This window comes from Mesorhizobium sp. M1A.F.Ca.IN.022.07.1.1 (assembly GCF_003997575.1).
Taxonomy (GTDB): domain Bacteria; phylum Pseudomonadota; class Alphaproteobacteria; order Rhizobiales; family Rhizobiaceae; genus Mesorhizobium.
Genome location: NZ_RZST01000036.1, coordinates 1 through 19999, shown reverse-complemented (window position 1 = coordinate 19999; position 19999 = coordinate 1). Strand labels below are relative to the sequence as shown.

18 protein-coding genes, 1 tRNA gene and 1 riboswitch are annotated in these 19999 nt (G+C 64.3%); of the genes, 8 read left to right on the top strand and 11 right to left on the bottom strand.

Features of this window, described 5'->3' with window-relative positions:
* The first annotated feature begins 321 nt into the window (after positions 1 to 321).
* On the top strand, positions 322 to 1572 hold the full coding sequence (locus EOA75_RS07050) for an SRPBCC family protein (RefSeq protein ID WP_127239921.1): 1251 nt from the start codon (positions 322 to 324) through the stop codon (positions 1570 to 1572).
* A 10-nt stretch (positions 1573 to 1582) separates the two neighbouring features.
* Here EOA75_RS07050 and lipB read toward each other — a convergent pair whose 3' ends face one another.
* On the bottom strand, positions 1583 to 2326 hold the full coding sequence (lipB, locus tag EOA75_RS07045; RefSeq protein WP_067329200.1) for a lipoyl(octanoyl) transferase LipB: 744 nt from the start codon (positions 2324 to 2326) through the stop codon (positions 1583 to 1585).
* A 240-nt stretch (positions 2327 to 2566) separates the two neighbouring features.
* Here lipB and EOA75_RS07040 point away from each other — a divergent pair.
* Positions 2567 to 2651, top strand: a tRNA-Leu gene (locus tag EOA75_RS07040).
* 145 nt (positions 2652 to 2796) lie between these two features.
* Here EOA75_RS07040 and EOA75_RS07035 read toward each other — a convergent pair.
* The 7 genes from EOA75_RS07035 to EOA75_RS07005 form a co-directional block, all read right to left on the bottom strand.
* A complete protein-coding gene (locus EOA75_RS07035) occupies positions 2797 to 5481 on the bottom strand; it encodes a phosphoenolpyruvate carboxylase (RefSeq protein ID WP_127323934.1) in 2685 nt (894 codons plus the stop codon).
* A gap of 66 nt (positions 5482 to 5547) precedes the next feature.
* On the bottom strand, positions 5548 to 6516 hold the full coding sequence (locus tag EOA75_RS07030) for a D-glycerate dehydrogenase (protein WP_127323933.1): 969 nt from the start codon (positions 6514 to 6516) through the stop codon (positions 5548 to 5550).
* Between the two features lie 88 nt (positions 6517 to 6604).
* Complete coding sequence (gene sucD, locus EOA75_RS07025) at positions 6605 to 7504, bottom strand: succinate--CoA ligase subunit alpha (protein ID WP_067001220.1); 900 nt, start codon at positions 7502 to 7504, stop codon at positions 6605 to 6607.
* Between the two features lie 13 nt (positions 7505 to 7517).
* Complete coding sequence (locus EOA75_RS07020) at positions 7518 to 8705, bottom strand: malate--CoA ligase subunit beta (protein WP_067001218.1); 1188 nt, start codon at positions 8703 to 8705, stop codon at positions 7518 to 7520.
* 17 nt (positions 8706 to 8722) lie between these two features.
* Positions 8723 to 9685 carry a CoA ester lyase gene (locus EOA75_RS07015; protein WP_095825700.1) on the bottom strand — a complete coding sequence of 321 codons (963 nt, stop codon included), beginning with the start codon at positions 9683 to 9685 and terminating at the stop codon, positions 8723 to 8725.
* A 10-nt stretch (positions 9686 to 9695) separates the two neighbouring features.
* Positions 9696 to 10886: an aminotransferase class V-fold PLP-dependent enzyme gene (locus EOA75_RS07010; RefSeq protein WP_127323932.1), complete on the bottom strand. Its 1191-nt coding sequence runs from the start codon at positions 10884 to 10886 to the stop codon at positions 9696 to 9698.
* A gap of 122 nt (positions 10887 to 11008) precedes the next feature.
* The gene (locus EOA75_RS07005; RefSeq protein WP_067001248.1) at positions 11009 to 11632 is read right to left on the bottom strand and encodes a response regulator transcription factor; all 624 of its coding nucleotides are present in this window, start codon (positions 11630 to 11632) and stop codon (positions 11009 to 11011) included.
* Positions 11633 to 12023: 391 nt separating this feature from the next.
* Between EOA75_RS07005 and mgtE the strand changes: the two genes are divergently transcribed.
* Both mgtE and EOA75_RS06995 read left to right on the top strand, forming a co-directional pair.
* A complete protein-coding gene (gene mgtE, locus EOA75_RS07000; protein WP_127323931.1) occupies positions 12024 to 13442 on the top strand; it encodes a magnesium transporter in 1419 nt (472 codons plus the stop codon).
* Positions 13443 to 13586: 144 nt separating this feature from the next.
* On the top strand, positions 13587 to 13973 hold the full coding sequence (locus EOA75_RS06995) for a MerR family DNA-binding transcriptional regulator (protein WP_040969921.1): 387 nt from the start codon (positions 13587 to 13589) through the stop codon (positions 13971 to 13973).
* 204 nt (positions 13974 to 14177) lie between these two features.
* On the opposite strand, the gene EOA75_RS06990 is transcribed toward EOA75_RS06995, so the two are convergent.
* Entirely contained in the window at positions 14178 to 14657 is a 480-nt protein-coding gene (locus tag EOA75_RS06990) for an isoprenylcysteine carboxylmethyltransferase family protein (protein WP_067329213.1), read from the bottom strand.
* Positions 14654 to 15655 (bottom strand): DUF1624 domain-containing protein, encoded by a 1002-nt coding sequence (locus tag EOA75_RS06985; RefSeq protein ID WP_095825698.1) that lies wholly within the window; start codon positions 15653 to 15655, stop codon positions 14654 to 14656. Before EOA75_RS06985 ends, EOA75_RS06990 begins: the two co-directional genes overlap by 4 nt.
* Before the next feature lie 226 nt (positions 15656 to 15881).
* Here EOA75_RS06985 and EOA75_RS06980 point away from each other — a divergent pair, with 226 nt between their 5' ends.
* Positions 15882 to 17081: an MFS transporter gene (locus EOA75_RS06980; RefSeq protein WP_067329217.1), complete on the top strand. Its 1200-nt coding sequence runs from the start codon at positions 15882 to 15884 to the stop codon at positions 17079 to 17081.
* Here EOA75_RS06980 and EOA75_RS06975 read toward each other — a convergent pair.
* The gene (locus EOA75_RS06975) at positions 17050 to 18249 is read right to left on the bottom strand and encodes an aromatic ring-hydroxylating dioxygenase subunit alpha (protein ID WP_127215867.1); all 1200 of its coding nucleotides are present in this window, start codon (positions 18247 to 18249) and stop codon (positions 17050 to 17052) included. The two genes, EOA75_RS06980 and EOA75_RS06975, sit on opposite strands and share 32 nt — an antisense overlap.
* Before the next feature lie 141 nt (positions 18250 to 18390).
* On the opposite strand from EOA75_RS06975, the gene EOA75_RS06970 reads away from it, so the two are divergent.
* From EOA75_RS06970 to EOA75_RS06960, 3 genes are all read left to right on the top strand, one after another.
* On the top strand, positions 18391 to 19077 hold the full coding sequence (locus tag EOA75_RS06970) for a gamma-glutamylcyclotransferase (protein WP_095825697.1): 687 nt from the start codon (positions 18391 to 18393) through the stop codon (positions 19075 to 19077).
* 70 nt (positions 19078 to 19147) lie between these two features.
* Positions 19148 to 19346: riboswitch (cobalamin riboswitch) on the top strand.
* 36 nt (positions 19347 to 19382) lie between these two features.
* A complete protein-coding gene (locus EOA75_RS06965; RefSeq protein ID WP_067329221.1) occupies positions 19383 to 19562 on the top strand; it encodes a CbtB domain-containing protein in 180 nt (59 codons plus the stop codon).
* Between the two features lie 15 nt (positions 19563 to 19577).
* On the top strand, positions 19578 to 19999 hold a 422-nt coding region (locus EOA75_RS06960; RefSeq protein WP_206516970.1), incomplete at its 3' end, for a CbtA family protein.

Here is a 19999-nt window from a genome sequence, read left to right as displayed (position 1 = left end):
GGATCGCCTGAATTCGCCAGCATGCCTCTCGGCTGATCGTTGACATTCGAACAAAATTAGAACAAATTGCGAACATATTAACAACAGGAGAGAGTTATGGCCGATCTGGTTCAGGATGTCGTCTCGCTGGTCTGCATGAGCACCTTTCTCATTTCCATGGCGATCTGGATTGGCGCCATGTGAGCAGGCGGCTGGCGGCCGCCCCCTTGGGCGGACGAAGGGTCCGCTCTCTGTTTGGGACGGGCACGAGCTCGCCCATTGTTAAGCTTTTCTTGGCCGCACCCCCGCTAGCTTGGCTCGCAAAAACAGGGAGCAAGGGCAGTGTCGGTCATCGCCACGGTCACACTCGTGGCCGGAAATCTCGGACTGATCTTTCTCTTGATGACGGTGCCGCTCGGGCTGCGCACGGTTACGGTCAGCCGCGTGATCGAGGCTGACCGGAATCGCCTGTGGCAGGCGCTGTGGCCGTTCGGCAGCGACGCCGGCTGGTCGGGTGAAATCCTTTCCGTCGAACCGCTGGACGGCGAGGGGACGGCGCTGATCAAACTGTCCTGGGAAGGGCGCGACGGGCGGCCGATCGAACGCAAGGCGCGGCTCGACGATGTGGTGGAAGGCAGCCGTTTCTCGATGCGCGTCGTTGAGGACACGGCTCTCGATCCCTCGTTCTGGGCCGACTATCGCGAAACCACCGCGCTCGCGCCCGAAGGCGATGCGACGCGCGTTACGCTCACGCAAACCGACCGCTATCGCGGTGTCGCCTTCCTGATCTTCCGCTACTTCGCCATGCGCCGCGAGCTCGCCAAGTTGCAGGTCTGGGCGAGAACCGGAACGTATCGCAGGGGCGGCTGGTTCGAGCATCCGGTGAGCCAGATAGGCTTTGCCGTGCTTTCGGCCTTCATCCTGTGGCCGTTCTTCGGCCTCAACCTCGGGGGACTGGCGCTGGCTGTCATCCTAACTTCGGTGGTGGCGCTGCACGAGCTTGGCCACATGGCGGCATTCCGCCTGACGGGGCATCGCCGGGTGCGCATGATCTTCATTCCGTTGCTCGGCGGTATCGCCATGGGCGGCAGGCCGTATGACAGCCGCTTCGAGGTCGCCTTCGTGGCGCTGATGGGTGCGGGCTTCTCCGCTTTCCTGGTGCCTCTGCTGATCGCCGCCAGCGGCCTTGCCGGCAGCGAAGGACACCGCCCGGCGGCAGTGCTGCTGGCGACGCTTGCCGGCTGCGCGTCGCTGTTCAACATCGCCAATCTGGTGCCGGTGTGGAAGTTCGACGGCGGCCAAGTGCTGCGCCAAATCTGCCCGGGCCCGATCGCGCTGGCGCTGGCCTCCTTCCTGCTGCTGTTCGCGTTGCTGGCGCTCGGCTGGCGCGCCGGCTTCTCGCCAAGCTTTCTGCTCGTCGCCGGCGCGGTGTTCTCGGTCCTCAGCCTGCTCACGGTCGGCAGCGGCGTGAAACCGCGTCACGAGCTGAAGCCGATCCACGCCTTCGATCGCCTGGCCATGGCCGGCGCGCTGCTGGCGGTCTTTTCCATTCACGGCTATGGCGTGCTCTGGGCCTCCGCGCAACTGATGTAGCCGCGCCGGATTACCCTGCCTTTCGGGCCGGCTCGGCGACCGGGGCCGCGGCAGGCCCGAACACGTCCTCGAAGGCGGATTTCAGCGCGAGATCGAGATCGGCCATGGTGACCGGAAGGCCGAGATCGACGAGGCTGGTCACGCCATGGTCCGAAACGCCGCAGGGCACGATGCCACCGAAGTGGGAAAGCTCCGGCTCGACATTGATGGCAATGCCGTGAAAGCTTATCCAGCGCCTGAGCCTGATGCCGATGGCGGCGATCTTGTCCTCGGCGGGCCTGCCGTCAGGCATGGCAGGGCGATCCGGCCGCACCACCCAGACGCCGACGCGATCCTCGCGGCGCTCGCCGCGCACGTTGAAGGCGGCAAGCGTGCCGATGATCCACTCTTCGAGCGCGGCGACGAAGGCGCGGACATCCTCGCGCCGGCGCTTCAAGTCGAGCATGACATAGGCCACGCGCTGGCCGGGGCCGTGATAGGTGTATTCGCCGCCGCGTCCTGCGGCGAAGACGGGAAAGCGGTCAGGGTCGATGAGGTCCTCGATACGGGCGCTGGTGCCGGCGGTGTAGAGCGGCGGATGCTCGACCAGCCAGACCATCTCGCCGGCAGCGCCATTGCGGATGGCCTCGGCGCGCGATTCCATGAAGGCGAGCGCGTCGGGATAAGACGTCAGGCCGGGCTCGATGACCCACTCGACCGGCGCCGAACCGGGAAGGGGCAGGAACGACGTGGCGATCTGGCTGCGTTCTGTCATGGAACTTTCTCGATGCTCCCCTCATATGGCGGCAATTAGCTGAAACGTCCAGTTTCGGCCGGCCCGTGTCGAGGCTGTGGAGCATTGCGCCAGGAGCTTTGTCTGATGCATGTCGTTCTCCCAAAACCGTCATGCACTTTTGGGCGACATGCATTAGCGAATATTCCGCACGGCACCCTTGTTTCGCCGGAAACGATTTGCTACAGGCCCCGGGCCGGACGGTTCCGGCTCCTACCACGTGCGGTCGTGGCGGAATTGGTAGACGCGCAGCGTTGAGGTCGCTGTGGGGCAACCCGTGGAAGTTCGAGTCTTCTCGACCGCACCATTCTCCCCCAAAAAGGCACTGCTTGGATGAGCCCGTGAGGCGGCGCGTCCGACGTTCTGCGGGCCAAAACAAAAGCGGCGCCAGATCCTGCGGACCGCGCCGCCGCTTTGGGTTTCAAGCCCTTCCGTTCTGAAAAAACCCGGGCCTATCCCGTCCAGCCAAGGCCGGCCGAGATGCAATTGATCGAGACGAGCAGGGCGTCGGTCGTCCGCCTTCGATCCGCCGTGCCGGGACTGGTCCGAACCTCGCGCAGCAGATCGACCTGCAGGCGGTGGATGTCGTCCATCTGTCGCCGCAGATTGTCGAAACGCCGCTTGAACATCGGAAAGCGCGCGGAAAGATCGCCGCCGGTGAGGTCACCGATCAGGCGTCGCGTCAGCTCGTATTCGGCTCCGATGCGGCCGTAGATTCGCCAAGCTGCATCGGCGTCGGCTACCAGGCCGGCGTAGAGCTGCGCGATCTCCATGTCGGACTGGTAGAGCGTCTTCTCGGCCTCGTCGACGATCAGACGGAAGAAGCGCGAGCGCTCGAACATGCGGGCCAGAAGCTCGCGCCCGGCCTCGCCGCGCACCGTGACGAAGGCGTTCAGCGCGCTGCCGATGCCATACCAGCCGGTCAACAGATGACGGTTCTGGCTCCAGGCGAACACCCATGGAATGGCGCGCAGGTCGGCAATGCCGCTGGCGCCGAAACGGCGATCCGGCCGTGAGCCCATCTTCAGCAGCGCCAGTTCCGCAACGGGGCTCGCCTGGTTGAAATAATCGAGGAAGCCGGGCTCGGCCATCAACCGGGCATTGGATGCCTGCGACATGCCCGCCAGAGCCTCGAGCGCTTCGTCGAACTCCGGCGTTTCCTTCGGCCCGACATCAGCGGGCGATCCGACACTGTGGGCCAGAACGCCGGCGGCGAGAACCTCGAGCTGGTTGAGGCCGGTGCCGCGATTGGCGAATTTCGAAGAAACGACCTCGCCCTGCTCGGTTACCCGCATCCTGCCGGCGACAGTGCCCGCCGGCTGCGCCGCGATCGCCCGGCCGGTCGGCGCGCCGCCACGGCTGACGGAGCCGCCGCGACCGTGAAAGAAACTGATCCTGACCTTGTGCTTGCGCCCGATCGCGGCAAGGCGCTTTTGCGCTTTCGCCAGTTCCCAATTGGAGGCGAGGAAGCCGCCGTCCTTGTTGGAATCCGAATAGCCAAGCATGATTTCCTGGCGCGCGCCAAAATCGCGCACAGTCCGCCGCACCAGCGAAACGCCGAGCAAATCATTCAGGACGGCAGGAGCGGCCTGCAGATCGGCGATGGTCTCGAACAATGGCACGATGCGCAGCCTGATCGTGCCGCTACTACCAGGGGCGGTCGAAAGTCCGCAATATTGCGCCAGCAGATAGACCGCGAGCAGGTCGTCGGCCGAGCGGGTCATGCTGAGCACGAACGAGCCAACGGTGTCGGTATCCGCGCCCGAATTGTGCCTGGCGATGACAGAGAATGTCGAAAGCAGTTCGGCCGCCTCAGGCGAGAGCCGGCCTGCGTCGATCTCCGGTTGCTCGCCCTGGCTGAGGCTTGAGCGGAGGTGCGCCGACCATCGCGGCGTGCCGGGTGCGACCGGGTCCGCGGGATCTATCAGCGCAAGCAGCTCGGCCAGCGCCCGGTTGACGACCGTGGAGTTCTGCCGGATGTCGAGCGAGACCGTACGGAAGCCGAAGCTTCCGGCTTGCCAGATGAGAGGCTGGACGAAGCGCCTGGCGACCGCGCGCCCACCGATCGCTTCGAGAACGGAAGACAGTGCGTTGAGATCGGCACGAAACGCTTCCGCCGAGAGATATGCCGCCGTGCCGCCGTCGCGCGTCGCCGCCAGCCGGGCAAGCATGGCCGAGGCGAATTGGCGAAGCGGTTCATCGGGGTTGCGGGCGGCAATCGCCTGCGCCTGTCCGCTTTTATCAAGCGCCGTTTGCAGCACCGGCTTAAAGCCCGGCGGCAGGTCGATGACGTTGGAGCTGGCGCTGAGCACCGTCACCAGCCGCTGCACCTGCGTCAGATACCAGCCCATGGCAGTATTGCGGTATTCGGCCAGGGCATGAGCGGTGACTGCGGCCGTCACATTCGGATTGCCGTCGCGGTCGCCGCCGATCCACGAGGCATAGCGCATGAAGCACGGGATTCTGATCGGCTCTCCCGGATAGTGGCGCTCGAACGCGCCTTGAAGCTTGCCGTAGAGCTGCGGCGTTGCCTCGAAGATGACCTCGCGAAAGAAGTGCAGGCCCCAGGCGATTTCGCCCTCGACCGTCGGGCGCTCAAGTCGCAGCTCGCCCGTCATCCACAGAAGCTCGATCTCGCTTTCCAGATCGGCGACCAACAGGTCGCGTTCGCGCGGCGCCCAGCGCGGCTGGTCGAGCTCGGTCAGCTTGCGATAGATGCGGCGATGGATCTCCAGCACCGTGACGCGCTTGGCCTCCGTGGGGTGCGCGGTCATGGTCGGCCCGACACATAGCTCATCGAGCGTGGCCTGGACTTCCCCCGCCGAGCGGCCGTTCGCCGCCATCTGCGCGACCACGCTGGCGAAAGACCCGGGCACCTCGTCGGCGCCCGCGCCTTGTTCGAGTTCGCGCCGCGCCCGCATGGCAAGCAACTCGTCGGCAATCGTCAGCAACTGGAACCACACGCCGCTCGCCTGAAGCGCCGGGATGCGCTGTTCCGCGGCGAGAGAGACAAGCGACCGACGCCCGCTCAGAACGGCGGCGACCTCGGGCTCACGAGCGCTTGCGACCTGAAGCAGCAGGCGCAACAGGAGGCTGCGCTCGTCCTCGCGAAATTTGATGCGTCTGCTCTGTTCCAAACCGCTTTCCTCGGCTGCATCGATTGCAACTGCAGCAGCGCCTTGAATGGAGGGCGGCGCCGGCTGTCAGGCGACCCGATCGGGGACGGGGCGGCCCTCGAAGAAGGCGGTCAGGTTCTCCACCACCTTCATGCCCATCGCCACCCGCGTTTCCTCGGTCGCGCTGCCGAGATGCGGCAACAGCACGACGTTCTCCAACTGCTTCAGCGCTTCCGGAACGGCGGGCTCGTCGGCAAAGACGTCGAGACCTGCACCTGCGATCTCGCGCCGTTGCAGTGCACCGATCAGGGCATCCTGGTCGACGACGTCGCCGCGCGCGGTGTTGATCAGGAAGGCGCCGCGTTTCATCAACCCCAGGCTTCGAGCATCGATGAGATGGCGGTTTTCCGCGCCGCCCGGACAGTGCAGCGAGACGAAATCGGATGCCGTAAGCACATCGTCCAAAGTCGGCAACTGCTCCGCGCCCATAGCGCGCGTCTCGTCATCATCGACCGGCGACCGGTTGAAGAATACGATCTTCATGCCGAAGCCGAAATGCGCGCGCCTGGCCGTCGCTTTGCCGATGCGCCCCATGCCGACAATACCCAAAGTCTTGCCCGACACTTTTGCCCCGGCCATGTGGGTCGGCGACCAGCCTCGCCACTCTCCGGCTCGCAGCTGCCGCTCGCCTTCGCCGGTCCGGCGCGCGACGGCCAGCATCAGGCTAAGCGCAAGGTCGGCGGTGCAATCCGTCAGCACGCCAGGCGTGTTGGTCACCACGATGTCGCGGTCGCGGGCTGCCGCGACATCGATATGGCTGAAGCCGACGCCGAAATTGGCGATGATGCGGGTGCGGGCGGCGTTCTCGGGAAATACCGCAACCGGCAAGCAGTCGCTGACCGTCGCCAGGATCGCGTCGAAATGCGCGAAGGCGGAAGTCATCGCGGCAGGGCTCAGCGGCTCGTCGCTGTCGTTGAACGTCGTGTCGAAGCGTTCGGCGAGGATCGCTTCGACGGCCGCCGGCCATCTGCGGGTGACAATCAAACGCGGTTTCATCGAGTTTCCTGCTGATCGACGGGCCGCCGCGACGTTTGCGGCGGCCCAGACTTCACATTTTGTGGACTATGCGGCCGTGGCCCGGCCGTCACGCCGCCTTCTTGGTCCGCGCCAGCGTGTCGGCCACGACCTCGCCGAAGGAGGCAGGAGTCGGCACGATGACGACGCCGGCATCCTTCAGGATCTCGACCTTTTCCTGCGCCGACTCGCCGAAGGCGGAGATGATGGCGCCGGCATGGCCCATGCGGCGGCCCTTCGGCGCCGAGAGCCCGGCGATGTAGGCGATCAGCGGCTTTCGCATGTTGTCGCGCGCCCAGATCGCGGCCTCGGCTTCCTGTGGTCCGCCGATCTCGCCGATCATCACCACGGCGTCGGTGTCCTCGTCGCGCTCGAAGAGCTGAAGGATATCCTTGAAGGACGAACCATTGATCGGATCGCCGCCGATACCGACGCTGGTCGACACACCGATCCCCAACGCCTTCATCTGCGAGGCGGCCTCGTAGCCCAGCGTGCCCGAGCGTCCGACGATGCCGACGCGTCCGGGGAGATAGATGCTGCCGGGCATGATGCCCATCAGCGCCTGTCCGGGCGTGATGACGCCAGCGCAGTTCGGGCCGACGAGCCGCATGCGGTCTTCGAAGCGGTATCGGCGCATGTAGCGCTTCACCTGCATCATGTCCTGGGAGGGGATGCCGTCGGTGATGCAGACGCAAAGCTTAATGCCGGCGTCCGCCGCCTCCATGATCGAATCGGCGGCGAAGGGCGGCGGCACGAAGACGATGCTCGCCTCGGCCCGGGTCTCGCGTACAGCGCCCTTGACGGTGTTGAAGACGGGCAGGCCGAGATGCGTCTGGCCGCCTTTGCCAGGGGTGACGCCGCCGACCAGCTTGGTGCCGTAGCGCTTCATGTCGTCGGCGTGGAAGCTACCGATCTTGCCGGTGAAACCCTGGACGATGACGCGCGTGCTGCGGTTGAGCAGGATTGCCATTTCTCGACCTCCCTCAGGCTGCTTTCTTGTTCTTGGTGGCTTCGCGCCAGGCGGCGACGGCCTTTTCGGCGGCTTCGGCCAGCGTGTCGGCGACGATCACCGCCTCGCCGGAGTCGGCCAGGATCTTGCGTCCTTCCTCGACCTTGGTGCCGGAGAGGCGCACCACCAGCGGCACGTCGACGCCGACCTCGCGGATCGCCTTGATGACGCCTTCGGCGACCCAGTCACACCGGTTGATGCCGGCGAAGATGTTGACCAGGATGGTCTCGACATTCTTGTCGCCGAGCACGGCGCGGAAGGATTTCGCCACCCGCTCGGGCGAGGCGCCGCCGCCGATGTCGAGGAAATTGGCGGGCTCGCCGCCGGCGATCTTGATCATGTCCATCGTCGCCATGGCGAGGCCTGCGCCGTTGATGATGCAGCCGATATTGCCGTCCAGCCCGACATAGGAGAGACCGCGATCGCTCGCAAAAGTCTCGCGCGGGTCTTCCTGGCTCTTGTCGCGCAGTTCCGAGATTTCCGGGCGGCGGAACAGCGCGTTCTCGTCGAACGACATCTTGGCGTCGAGCGCGACGAGGCTGCCGTCGCGGGTCACCACCAGCGGATTGATCTCCAGCATCGAGGCGTCGTAGTCGCGGAACACCTGATAGCAGCCGAGGATGGTCTCGGTGGCCTTGCCGATCAGGTTGCTTTCAAGTCCGAGGCCGAAGGCGATCTCGCGCGCCTGGAAGCCCTGCATGCCGACGCCCGGATCGACGGTGGCGCGGATGATGGAATCCGGCTTCTTTTCGGAGATGTCCTCGATCTCCATGCCGCCGGCGGCCGATGCCACGATCATGACGCGCTCTTCCTTGCGGTCGAGCACGAAGCCGAGATAGAGCTCCTGCGCGATGTCGACGGCTTCCTCGAGATAGAGGCGCGAGATCAGCTTGCCGCGCGGGCCGGTCTGCTGGGTGACCAGCTTGCGGCCGAGCATTCCCTCGGCGGCGTTGGAGATCTCCTCGTCGTTGGAGCAGAGCTTGATGCCGCCGGCTTTGCCGCGCGCGCCGGAATGGACCTGCGCCTTCAGCACCCATTTCGAGCCGCCGATCTCGCGCGCCCGGTAGGTCGCCTGCTCGGGGCTGTAGGCAAGGCCGCCGCGCGGGACATGCACGCCGTGGCGGGCGAGCAGTTCCTTGGCCTGGTATTCGTGAATGTCCATCTTGTCCTCCCGGTAATCTAATGCGCTGCGCTATGCGCCTGGCTGGCGCGCTCGATCGCCTCGCTCACCACCAGAACATTGCGTGCCATGCGTTCCGAGGCAGCGTCGATCATCTTGCCGTCGAGCGCCGCCGCGCCCTTGCCGAGCGCCTCCGCTTCCTTGAGCACTTCAAGGATGCGGCGAGCGCGGGTGACCTCCTTTTCCGGCGGCGAGAACACGTCGTTGGCCAGAGCGATTTGCGACGGATGGATCGCCCATTTGCCTTCGATGCCGAGTGCGGCGGCGCGCCTGGCGGCTGCTGTGAAACCTTCGGGGTCGGAGAAATCGCCGAACGGTCCGTCGATGGCGCGCAAGCCATAGGCGCGGCAGGCGACAGTCATGCGCGACAGGGCGAAATGCCACTGATCGCCGGGATAGTCAGGGTTGAGGCCGCCGATGTTGACGGTGCGCGCCTTGTTGCTGGCGGCGTAATCGGCGACGCCGAAATGCATCGCTTCGAGCCGGCCGGGCGTGGCGGCGATCGCCTCGACATTGGCCATGCCGAGCGCGGTTTCGATCAGCGCTTCGAGACCGACCCGGGTCTTGAAACCCTTGGCCATCTCGATCTGGTTGACCATGGCCTCGACCATATAGAGGTCCGCCGGCACGCCGACCTTCGGCACTAGGATAGTGTCCAGCCGGTCGCCGGCCTGTTCCATGACGTCGACCACGTCGCGGTACATGTAGTGGGTGTCGAGGCCGTTGATGCGCACCGACACGGTCTTGCCCTTGGCGCGCCAATCGATGTCGTTCAGCGCCTGGATGATGTTCTTGCGCGCGCGCTCCTTGTCGGGCGGCGCCACCGCGTCCTCGATGTCGAGGAAGACGAAGTCGGCGGCGCTGTTCGCCGCCTTGTCGATCATTTCCGGGCTGGAGCCGGGAACCGCCAGCTCGCTGCGCTGGAGCCTGAGCTTCTTGAGGTGGTTGATGGTGTGGCTCATCGTCCGTTCCTCACGCCGCCTCGGCGACCGGCATTGCGGCCGTGCGCCGGAAATGCTCGATCGCAGCCGCCACGCCCGAGCCCGGCGCCAGGCGCACGCCGCAATCAAGCAGCGCCATTTCGGCCGCCGACAGCGAGGCGCAGACCATCACCTCGTTCAGCCAGCCGAGATGGCCGATGCGGAAGACCTTGCCGAAGACCTTGTTGAGGCCGCCGCCGAGCGATGTCTGATAGGTGCGGTAGGCACGCTTGACCACGTCGCCGCTGTCGATGCCTTCCGGCACCAGGATCGCGCTCACCGTATCGGAGTGCCATTGCGGCGCCTTGGCGCACAACTTCAACCCCCAAGCGTCGACCGCCTTGCGCACGCCTTCGGCCAGGCGATGGTGGCGCGCGAAGATGTGGTCCAGCCCTTCCTCGGCGATCAGGTCGAGCGAGGCGCGCAGGCCGCGCAGCAGCTGCGTGGCGGGTGTGTAGGGGAAATAGCCGGCGTCGTTGGCGCGGATCATGTCATCGAAGGAGAAGTAGCAGCGCCGGTGGGTCGCGACTCGCGACGCCGCCAGCGCCTTCTTGCTGACCGACAGGAAGCCGAGGCCGGCGGGCAGCATGAAACCTTTCTGCGAGCCGCTTACCGCGCAGTCGACGCGCCATTCCTCCTGACGGAAGTCGATCGAGCCGATCGACGAGACGCCGTCGACGAAGAGGAGCGCTGGGTGGTTCACTGCATCGAGCACCGCGCGACAGCCGGCGACGTCGCTGGTAACGCCGGTGGCGGTCTCGTTTTGCGTGCAGAAGACCGCCTTGATCTGGTGCGCCTTGTCCGCCCGCAGCCTTTCGGCATAGAGGTCGAGCGGGACGCCGGTTCCCCATTCACAATCGATGACGTCGACGTCGAAGCCGAGGCGCTCGGCCATGTCGACCCACAGATGCGAGAACTGGCCGAAGCGCGACATCAGCACCCGGTCGCCCGGGTTGAGCACGTTCGTCATCGCAGCCTCCCAGGCGCCGGTGCCGGACGACGGATAGATGAAGACGCGGCCGGTCTCGTTCTTGAAAACCTTCTTGATGTCCTCGAACAGCGGGAGCGTGAGATTGGGGAAGGAGGCGGCGCGCATGTCTTCCATCGGCAGGTTCATCGCCTGCCGGACCTCTTCAGGAATGTTGGTGGGTCCAGGGATGAAAAGATGGGTAAACCCGGCCATGCGCAAACTCCTCCTGCGTTTTTGGGATGCTGGAGGAAGTTTCATGTCGTTGGCGCCGAGCGACAACACCTTGCCGGGTAAGTTGTCGCCACGCGTGGGTAGGTCGAGCCTACCCGATCCGCCTACCCGAAAGGCGATTTGGAGCCGCGTCGCTTCTCGTTGGCATAGAGCGCGACAGCCATGGCGCGGTTGCGCACGTCAAGCTTGTCGTAAAGATTTTTGAGATGGTACTTCACCGTGTTCTCGGAGATCCCGGTGCGGGTCGCGATCTGGAGATTGGTCCAGCCATCGGAAAGCACCGCAAGCAATTCGCGCTCGCGCACGGTGAGTTGCGACAGCGGCGTATCGTTGACCTTGTTGATGTCGATGTAAGGGATGCAGATGCGCCCATGCGCGACCGCCAGGATCGTCTCGAATATGATCGAAGGATCGTCGAACTGAAAGCAATAGCCCTGGGCGCCGAGCCGCACGCACTGCTTCAGGATGCCGATGTCATGATCATTGGAAAAGACCGTGATGCGCAGGTCGAGCTTGCGGTTCTGGACTTCCGCCAGGACATCGGCGCCATCCATGTCGGCGAGCTTCCAGCCGATGACGGCGACGTCGAACCCGGTGTTCGCCGCCAATTCCAAGAATTGCTTGCCGCTCGGCACGGAGCTCAACAGCTCGAAACGCCCGTCGCATTCCAGCATCTCGCGAAGCGCAGACACGACAAGCGGATTGCGCTCGGCGACGATAACACGCACGCGCTGCTCGCCAACTGCTTCGTTCGTTTTCCGGGACTTGAGGTTCAAGGCCAGCCGATTGTCCTGTCGATCTCGCGCTTGCCGATCCACCTGGACCTGCATCATGGCAATTCTGCCCCAACAGCAAAAGGGCGCTCTTTCCGCAGCGACATGCGCTGTCGCGGCGGCTGAACCCGCAAATGCGGCGCGACCCGCCTTTACCGGGAGGCGTCGCGGGGACATTTCTCTGAATATTCCGCGCGCTACGGCTATATTTTCTCAGGACGAATCGTGTCCCGACCCTATCTGCCGCATAAGCATCGGATTTCCCGAAATGCGGTTTCCACTTTTCGGGCTCATGCTCTAGACCTGATTCACACCCTTTCCGGATTGCTGTTGGCGGGAGGCGCTGGTGGAAGGCCAGGACAGAGAGACGACCGGCGCCAGGACCGTCGAGGAAGGCGGCGCCGACATCTATGGCGAGGACGGCGCCGTCCGTTCTGCCTTCCTTGCGCAGATCGGCGCGGCCATCGCCGATCGCGACACGCTCATGTTAAAACGCGAAGTCGACGACCTGCATCAGTCGGAACTCGGCGATCTGCTGGAAGCACTCCATCCCGAGCAGCGCCGCGCACTGGTCGAATTGCTTGGCTCGGATTTCGACTTTTCGGCGCTGACCGAGGTCGACGAGGCGATCCGGCTCGACATCGTCGACAATTTGCCCAACGAACAGATCGCGCAGGCGGTGCAGGAACTCGATTCCGACGACGCCGTCTACATCCTGGAAGACCTCGACCAGGAGGACCAGGACGAGATCCTGTCGCAACTGCCGTTCACCGAGCGCATCCGGCTGCGGCGCGCGCTCGACTATCCGGAAGAGACGGCCGGCCGGCGCATGCAGACCGAGTTCGTCGCCGTGCCGCCGTTTTGGACCATCGGCCAGACGATCGACTACATGCGCGAGGACAAGAACCTTCCCGATCGCTTCAGCCAGATCTTCGTCATCGACCCGAGCTTCAAACTGCTCGGTGCCATCGATCTCGACCAGATCCTGCGCACCAAGCGCGCGGTGAAGGTCGAGGAGGTGATGCATGAGACGCGCCATGCCATACCCGCCACCATGGACCAGGAAGAGGCGGCGCGGGAATTCGAGCAGTACGACCTGCTCTCGGCCGCCGTGGTCGACGAGAACGAGCGTCTGGTCGGCGTGCTCACCATCGACGACGTGGTCGACGTCATCCAGCAGGAGGCAGAGGAGGACCTTCTGCGCATGGGCGGCGTCGGCGACGAAGAGCTATCCGACACCGTGCTTGCGACCTCGCGATCGCGTGTGCCGTGGCTGCTCGTCAATCTGGTCACGGCGTTTCTCGCGGCCTCGGTGATTGGCCTGTTCGACCAGACCATCGAGCATATCGTGGCGCTCGCTGTGCTGATGCCGATCGTTGCCGGCATGGGCGGCAATGCCGGCTCGCAGACGATGACCGTCACGGTGCGGGCGCTGGCGACGAGGGATCTGGACATCTACAACGCCGCCCGGATCATCCGCCGTGAGGTGGGAGTGGGCTTCATCAACGGCATCGTCTTTGCGGTGCTGATCGGCATGGTTGCTGGACTGTGGTTCCACGACCCCAACCTGGGCGGCATTATCGCGGCGGCGATGATCATCAACATGTTCGCGGCGGCCCTGGCAGGCATTCTCATCCCGCTGCTGCTCGACCGCTTCAAGATCGACCCGGCGGTAGCCTCCGCCGTCTTCGTCACGACCGTCACCGACTGCGTCGGCTTCTTTGCATTCCTCGGATTGGCCACGTGGTGGTTTGGCGTTCCCTGAGACAGTGCTATAATTGACTTTTACGTAAATGCCGTGCGACGTTGCCCCGGGGTCAGATGCCGATTCCGGCACAGACGGGGTTGATTGGAGAAAGGGCGACGCTTCTGCGTGGCGATGCCTGGGCGTTTGGGCGTGGGAGCGAGAATGCGGGAATATTACACGATCACAGAGCTGACGCGCGAATTCGACGTGTCCACCCGGACGTTGCGGTTCTATGAGGACGAGGGGCTGGTGCAGCCGATCCGGCGCGGGCGCACGCGGCTGTTTCGCCCGTCCGACCGGCATCTGATCCGCCAGATCATGCGCGGCAAGCGGCTCGGCTTCTCGATCGCCGAGATCCGCGAAATCATCCAGATGTACAAGGAACCGCCCGGCGAGGTCGGCCAGCTCAAGCTGATGATCAAGCGCATCGAGGAAAAGCGCGAGGACCTGCGCCAGAAACGGCGCGACCTCGAGGAGACGCTTGCCGAGCTCGACCAGGCCGAGGAGTCCTGCGTGGAGCGGTTGGCGGAGCTGGGCGTGAACACGTAGCCCGCTGACAGCCAAAGAATTCAGCTAGGCTAACCGTCGCAGACGTTCGAGATTGGCCGGAGCTTTCGAACTTCGTCATCCCACGGCGGAGCAGCCGCGAAGCGGCGTCGCGGCTTGCTTCGCCCTAGGATGTCACGGATGCTTCTGCTAATCGCCGAGGTGCGGGCCTGCTCGCACCCAGCAACCTTCATTGTCGATACAGCCTCAGATCCAGCGCCGGACCCGCTTGGCGTAATCGCGGTATTTCTTGCCGAACTTTGCCGCCAGTATCTTTTCCTCCTTTTCGATCGCCATTTTCTGCGTCGCGAAGGCAGCGAGGAAGGCAAACAGCAGGAACCATACGATACCGGTGATGAAGGAGACGCCGATCAACAGCAGCGTATTGGCGAGATACATTGGGTTGCGGGTGATGCCGAAGGGCCCCGATGTCACCAGATGGTCGGGCTCGGCATTGGGATTGAGCGTCGTCCTGGCGCGCACCATCGCGCGGATCGCGGTAACCCAGAGCGCTGCCACGCCAAAGAGCGCTACCCAGCCGGCGCCGACGAGGATAGCGCCGAATATGTCCCCGATCCAGGGCAGCGGGTAGAGCATGCCGAGCACGACGCTCAGTGCGATCGCCACGACATAGATCACAGGTGGCCAGGGGATGATCCCGTGTCCGGGCTTTGCGATGCCTGTCATTGCTGCCCTCCTTCCATCTCGTCCTCGGTCGCGGCGGTACAAGTGCTCGCCAGATCGGCCAGATGCGATTTCCAGGCGCTGGACTGGTCGTTGCTGTAGAGCTTGTCGAGAGACCCTTCGCCCTTCAGCGTGTCCAGCATGCAGCCACAATAGCTGGAACAGAACTTGCTGTCCCGTTGCTGTTCGCACTGCGCCTGGCAAGCCGACAGGAAACCAGCGTCCTTGTCTTGTGGCGCGGCCGGCATGGCCTGCGAGAACAGCCACACCGCGCCGAACAGAAGCGGCTGGTGGATGAGATAGAAGGCGAGGCTGTGCCGGCCGATGAAAGTCAGCGGGGTCGACCAGCGGCCGGGCATCCAGGTCGCCAGCCGGGCGAGAAGCCCGGATGCCGAAGCGAGCTTGACGACCGCGATGCCGGCAAGCACTGCGCCGAACCAGGGAAACAGCGGCACATAGTCGTTCGAGCGCGGGTTGGTCGGCGACAGCCCGACCCACCACAGCGCCGGATGGTCGAAGACTTCCGACCGCAGATAATAAGGCGCCGCAATCACGGCCGCGGCGACGATCGCCGTCAGCAATGTCGGCAGCCTGAGAAAAGCCAGGCCGAGCAGGCTTGCCAGCGCGATCTCGTGCAGGATGCCGAAGAAGATGAAGCCGTCCGGCGTGGCGATATAGGTGACGACCGAGATGGCGATCGCCGCACCCGCAACCATCGCAAAGCGCTTCCAGAAGCCAGGCCAACGGATATGGCGGCCATGTGCGAGGAACAGGCTGACACCGACCAGGAACAGAAAAGTCGAGGCGATGCAGCGGGCGTAGAGCTTCCACCAACCGAAGGCGGTGAGGCCCGGCGAGGTGTAGCCGAAGTTTTCGAGATCCCAGGTGAAATGATAGCTCGCCATCGCGATCAGCGCGATGCCGCGCAGGACGTCGATGGCGACGATGCGGCCGTGTTTCGGCGCGTCTTGAACGGCGACGCCGGTCGTCTGAAGGGTCATTGATCTCGCAATCCGATTCAGTCGTGCCAAACGACTATCACGGTTCGGGCGAACAACAGAGGGTGGATCGGCTGCTGCCATTCAGGCGGCATGGCAAGCCGCTTTAGGCCAGCGGCGGAAAGCCTCTGGCCGGCTTCGCTTTTCGGCCTCTCGGAGTCGGTTTCCTGCTACCGGTCCGCGACTGGTCCGGCCAGATTTGGCGAGCGATTCACTTTTCGGAGGGCCGATGTCCACCCATGTGCGCCATCCGATCTGGCTTCCGGCTCTCAGGCCCGCCGATGCGCGCACCTTCGCTTCGCTCTATGCGGTCGAATCCTTTGCTCGCGCCACCATCTCCAGCGTCATCCCGATCCAGGCCTACGAAATCCTGCACAACGAGCAGATCGTCTCGATCCTCTACACCATCGTGTCGCTGCTCGGGCTGTCGGTGACGCTGTTCATGCCGATGCTGATCCGCCGCTTCGCGCGGCGCTGGGTCTACACGGCCGGCTGCCTGATGCTGGCGATCGGCTCGGTGTTCTTCGTTACCCACACGCTGCCGGGACAACTCGCCGGGATGCTGTGCCGTGTCATGGGGGCGAGCGCGCTGTCCATCACGCTTAACCTCTACATCATGGACCATATCCGCAAGACCGACTTCATGCAGGCGGAATCGCTGCGCATGGCTTGGTCGATGTTCGCCTGGACCGGCGGGCCGACGCTCGGCATTTTCCTCTATACGCGCTTCGGGATTTATGCCGCAAACGGCGCGGTCGTGGCTTTCGCGCTGGCGCTGCTGGCGTTGTTCTGGACCTATCGGCTGGGCGACAACCCTTCGATCCGTCCCGGCAAGAGCCGTCCGATCAACCCGCTCGCCAATATCGGCCGCTTCGTCGCGCAGCCGCGGTTGCGCCTCGCGTGGCTGATCGCCTTCGGGCGCTCGTGTTTCTGGACGACCTTCTTCGTCTATGGCCCGCTGTTCATGGTGATCACGGGCGAGGGCAAGCTTGCCGGCGGGCTGCTGGTTTCGGCCGGCAATGCGCTTCTGTTCATGGCGATCTTCTGGGGCAGGGCGGGAAAGCGCTTCGGCGGCCGTCGGACCATGGCTTTCGCCTATTTCGCCATGGCGGCGATGCTCTTCGTGGCCGGCGGCGTCGGCGCCGCCGCGCCGCTGCTCACCGCCGCCTTCCTGCTCGGCGGCGCCTTGTTCACCATTGCGCTCGACGCGCTGGGCTCGACAGCCTTCATGCGCTCAGTGCGTTCCTATGAACGAGCGCAGATGGCGGCTGTCTACCGAACCTATCTCGATTTCTCCGAGCTGACGCCGCCGCTGGTCTATTCGGTGGTGCTCTCCTTCTTCGGTCTCGGCTCGGTGTTCGTCACGCTCGGCCTGTTGGCCGCCTTCTGTGGCTTCTTCACCTGGCGCTATCTGCCGAAGTCGTTTTGACCGGCTGCAACGCGGCATGGCGCCCACGCACCCACTCGTGGAAGCGGCGCAAATCGTACTCCTCGGGCATCAGCACGCCGGCCTGGTGGCGGATCGAGTGCATGCCCTTCTGGTTGATCTCGCAGATCGCGGCGTCCTCCTCCAGCACCTGCGCGCCGAAGGCGACGATGTTGTCGATATCGGTTTGTGCCAGGGCATCGGGCGCGAACAGCCATTCGGCGGTGAGTTCCGTCTGCTCCGGCCCGAGCGGGGCGAGACGCACCGTGCGGACATAGTCGACATGGCCGACGACGAACATCGAGGGCAGCGAGGTAGCGTAGGTCTGGCCGGCGGCTCGCTCGGCCGGCGTCAGCCCGGCAAAGACCGGCCCATGGACGCGTCCGTCGCGCGACCAGGTCTCGGCGCCGGCGCGTAGGCCGCCGGAAAACTCCGGAGCATCATTATCCGCATAGCGCGCCCATTCCGGATCGTCATGCCTCGCCATCAGGCCGCGCCCATAGATCGGCACCAGCCGCGACAGGTCCTTGTGCACGCCCGGGCAATGCAGGCATTCGTTGAAGTTCTCCCAGAAGATTTTCCAGTTGCAGTTCATCACCTTGGTGAGCCGGTGCCCGGGGACGAGCGTCTCCAGCGGCCAGTTCGAAAGATCGCGGGAGGCGGAGTCGAAGGAGGCTTCCCCCGAGCCATCGGGATCCTCTGCGAGATTGATGAAGACGAAGCCGCGCCACACTGACAGCGCCACCCGGTAGAGCGGATAATTTTCCTTGTCGAAGCCTTCGGGCAGCGATTTCGATGGGACACGGACGAGATCGCCGCGCAGCGAATAGGACCAGGCGTGGTAGGGGCAGGTGAGCAGCCTTGCCTTCAGCCGCCCTTCGCTTTCCAGGCAGAGCTGCGAGCCGCGATGCCGGCAGGTGTTGTGGAAGGCGCGCAAGCTCCCGGCCTCGTCGCGCAGCACGACGACCTCCTGCGAGCCGATACGCGCGGTTCGAAAGGCAAGAGGTTCCGCGAGATCGGCCTCGCGGCAAACCATGAGCCAGCTCCGATACCAGATCGCTTCGAGATCGAGCCGGTAAGCGTCGGCTTCCCGATAGGCGCTTGCAGGCAACGTCGGCTCGAGGCTGGTGAGGCCATTGTAGCGGCTGTGTTCGCTAGGATTTGGCTGCATGAGCGGCTCCCCTTGGCTGATGACAGCCGACACCCGGGCAGGACCGTTGTCAATTGCGCGGCCATTGTCGCTTCCGGGTGCTGCCCTTAAGGTCACTTCGTAATCGCCTGCGGTTTCGCCGGCTGCCCAGGATTGCAAAGTATGCCTGCAAGAACGATGTCGCTGACCGTGGAACTGGTCGCCCGCTGTTTTCGCGCGGTCGATGACCCGGGGCCCGACCCGGATGCCGAGCATCTCGTGGACAGCGACTATGAAGCCATGCTGGATGCATTCGAGGCCGAGCTACCTGCAACCGAGCCTCTCTGGCTGTTCGGCTACGGCTCGCTGATCTGGAAACCGGAAATCGAGCATTTTGAGGAGCGCGTCGCCGTGGCTCGCGGCTGGCATCGCTCCTTCTGCATGAAGATGACGCGCTGGCGCGGCACCAAGCAAAGCCCCGGCCTGATGATGGCGCTGGATCGTGGCGGCCAATGCAAGGGCGTTGCTTTCCGCCTGAACGGTGGTGACCGCCGGCAGGCGCTGGACAGGCTTTTTCGCCGCGAGATGACGCTGAAGCCGACCAGCTACCGGCCGCGCCTGCTGCAACTCGCAACCGACAAGGGGCCGTTGAGAGCGCTTGCCTTCGTCATCAATCGCAAAGGCACGACCTATGCCGGCCCACTCAACGAAGACGAGGTGGTCGAAAGGCTGGCGACCTCGTGCGGCCACTGGGGTTCAGGCGCCGACTATCTCTACAACACGGTGAAGAACCTCGAACAGCGCGGTATTCACGACCGCCATTTGTGGCGATTGCAGAAGCTCGTCGCCGAGCGGATCGCCGGATCTTAGTCCGAAACCGGTGCCGCAATCACGCTGCGGCGTGACGGAATTTGGTTTGCCGGTCGCGACGATTCTGCCTATAGTCGCTGGCGTCGTCGGTTCCGTTTTTGGAGCCAAGAGGGAATGCGGTGAGGGTGGAGTCTTTGCCCTAAGCCGTGGCTGCCCCCGCAACTGTGTGCGGTAGTCCTCTCCATAGACCACTGAGGTTTGTCCTCGGGAAGGTGGGGAAGGGTGCGAATCCGCGAGCCAGGAGACCTGCCGGCGACAGGAAAGTTGACTTCGATGCCCTCGGGTGGAGGGCGAAAGGACTAGACATGAATACCGCTTCCGTCGCCCTCGGCGCCTCCGTCTCCTCGCAGTCGCGCATCATGCAGCTGGCTCTCGCCGCGCTGCTCGGCATTTTCGTCGTCGGTTTCGTCGGCTTCTCGCACATCGATGCGATCCACAACGCTGCCCACGACTATCGTCACTCGATGGCTTTTCCCTGCCACTGACGAAGGCCCGATATCATGAATCTGTTTCGCAACGTCGTGTTCGTCGCGGCGATCGCAGGGCTCGTGGCGGGCATCGCGCTTGCCTGCATGCAGGCCTATGCGACAGTGCCGCTGATCCTCAAAGCGGAAGTCTATGAAAAGGCGGGCGGCGGTCATCACCACGACCATGCCGCCAACACTGGAACTGGCACTGCCATGAGCTCGGCCGAACCGGCGGGCAATGCGATGAGCAGCGCCGCTCCTGCGTCGACGGAAGCGGCGGCTCCGACCGAGGACGAGGGCTGGGCTCCGGCCGACGGCTTCGAGCGCTTCGCCTTCAACGTTGTCGCAAACATCGTCACCGGCATCGGCTTCGCACTGATCCTGGTCGCGGTGTCGGAATTCGCCGGTGGCATCGGCAGCTGGCGCCAGGGCGTGTTCTGGGGCCTTGCCGGTTT

Coding starts and splice junctions, on each gene's coding strand:
- EOA75_RS06990 (WP_067329213.1), bottom strand. CDS start 14,657: ATGACAGGCATCGCAAAGCCCGGACACGGGATCATCCCCTGGCCACCT.
- EOA75_RS06995 (WP_040969921.1), top strand. CDS start 13,587: ATGCGGGAATATTACACGATCACAGAGCTGACGCGCGAATTCGACGTG.
- EOA75_RS07030 (WP_127323933.1), bottom strand. CDS start 6,516: ATGAAACCGCGTTTGATTGTCACCCGCAGATGGCCGGCGGCCGTCGAA.
- EOA75_RS06980 (WP_067329217.1), top strand. CDS start 15,882: ATGTCCACCCATGTGCGCCATCCGATCTGGCTTCCGGCTCTCAGGCCC.
- lipB (WP_067329200.1), bottom strand. CDS start 2,326: ATGACAGAACGCAGCCAGATCGCCACGTCGTTCCTGCCCCTTCCCGGT.
- EOA75_RS06975 (WP_127215867.1), bottom strand. CDS start 18,249: ATGCAGCCAAATCCTAGCGAACACAGCCGCTACAATGGCCTCACCAGC.
- EOA75_RS07020 (WP_067001218.1), bottom strand. CDS start 8,705: ATGGACATTCACGAATACCAGGCCAAGGAACTGCTCGCCCGCCACGGC.
- sucD (WP_067001220.1), bottom strand. CDS start 7,504: ATGGCAATCCTGCTCAACCGCAGCACGCGCGTCATCGTCCAGGGTTTC.
- EOA75_RS06985 (WP_095825698.1), bottom strand. CDS start 15,655: ATGACCCTTCAGACGACCGGCGTCGCCGTTCAAGACGCGCCGAAACAC.
- EOA75_RS07015 (WP_095825700.1), bottom strand. CDS start 9,685: ATGAGCCACACCATCAACCACCTCAAGAAGCTCAGGCTCCAGCGCAGC.
- EOA75_RS06965 (WP_067329221.1), top strand. CDS start 19,383: ATGAATACCGCTTCCGTCGCCCTCGGCGCCTCCGTCTCCTCGCAGTCG.
- EOA75_RS06970 (WP_095825697.1), top strand. CDS start 18,391: ATGCCTGCAAGAACGATGTCGCTGACCGTGGAACTGGTCGCCCGCTGT.
- EOA75_RS07010 (WP_127323932.1), bottom strand. CDS start 10,886: ATGGCCGGGTTTACCCATCTTTTCATCCCTGGACCCACCAACATTCCT.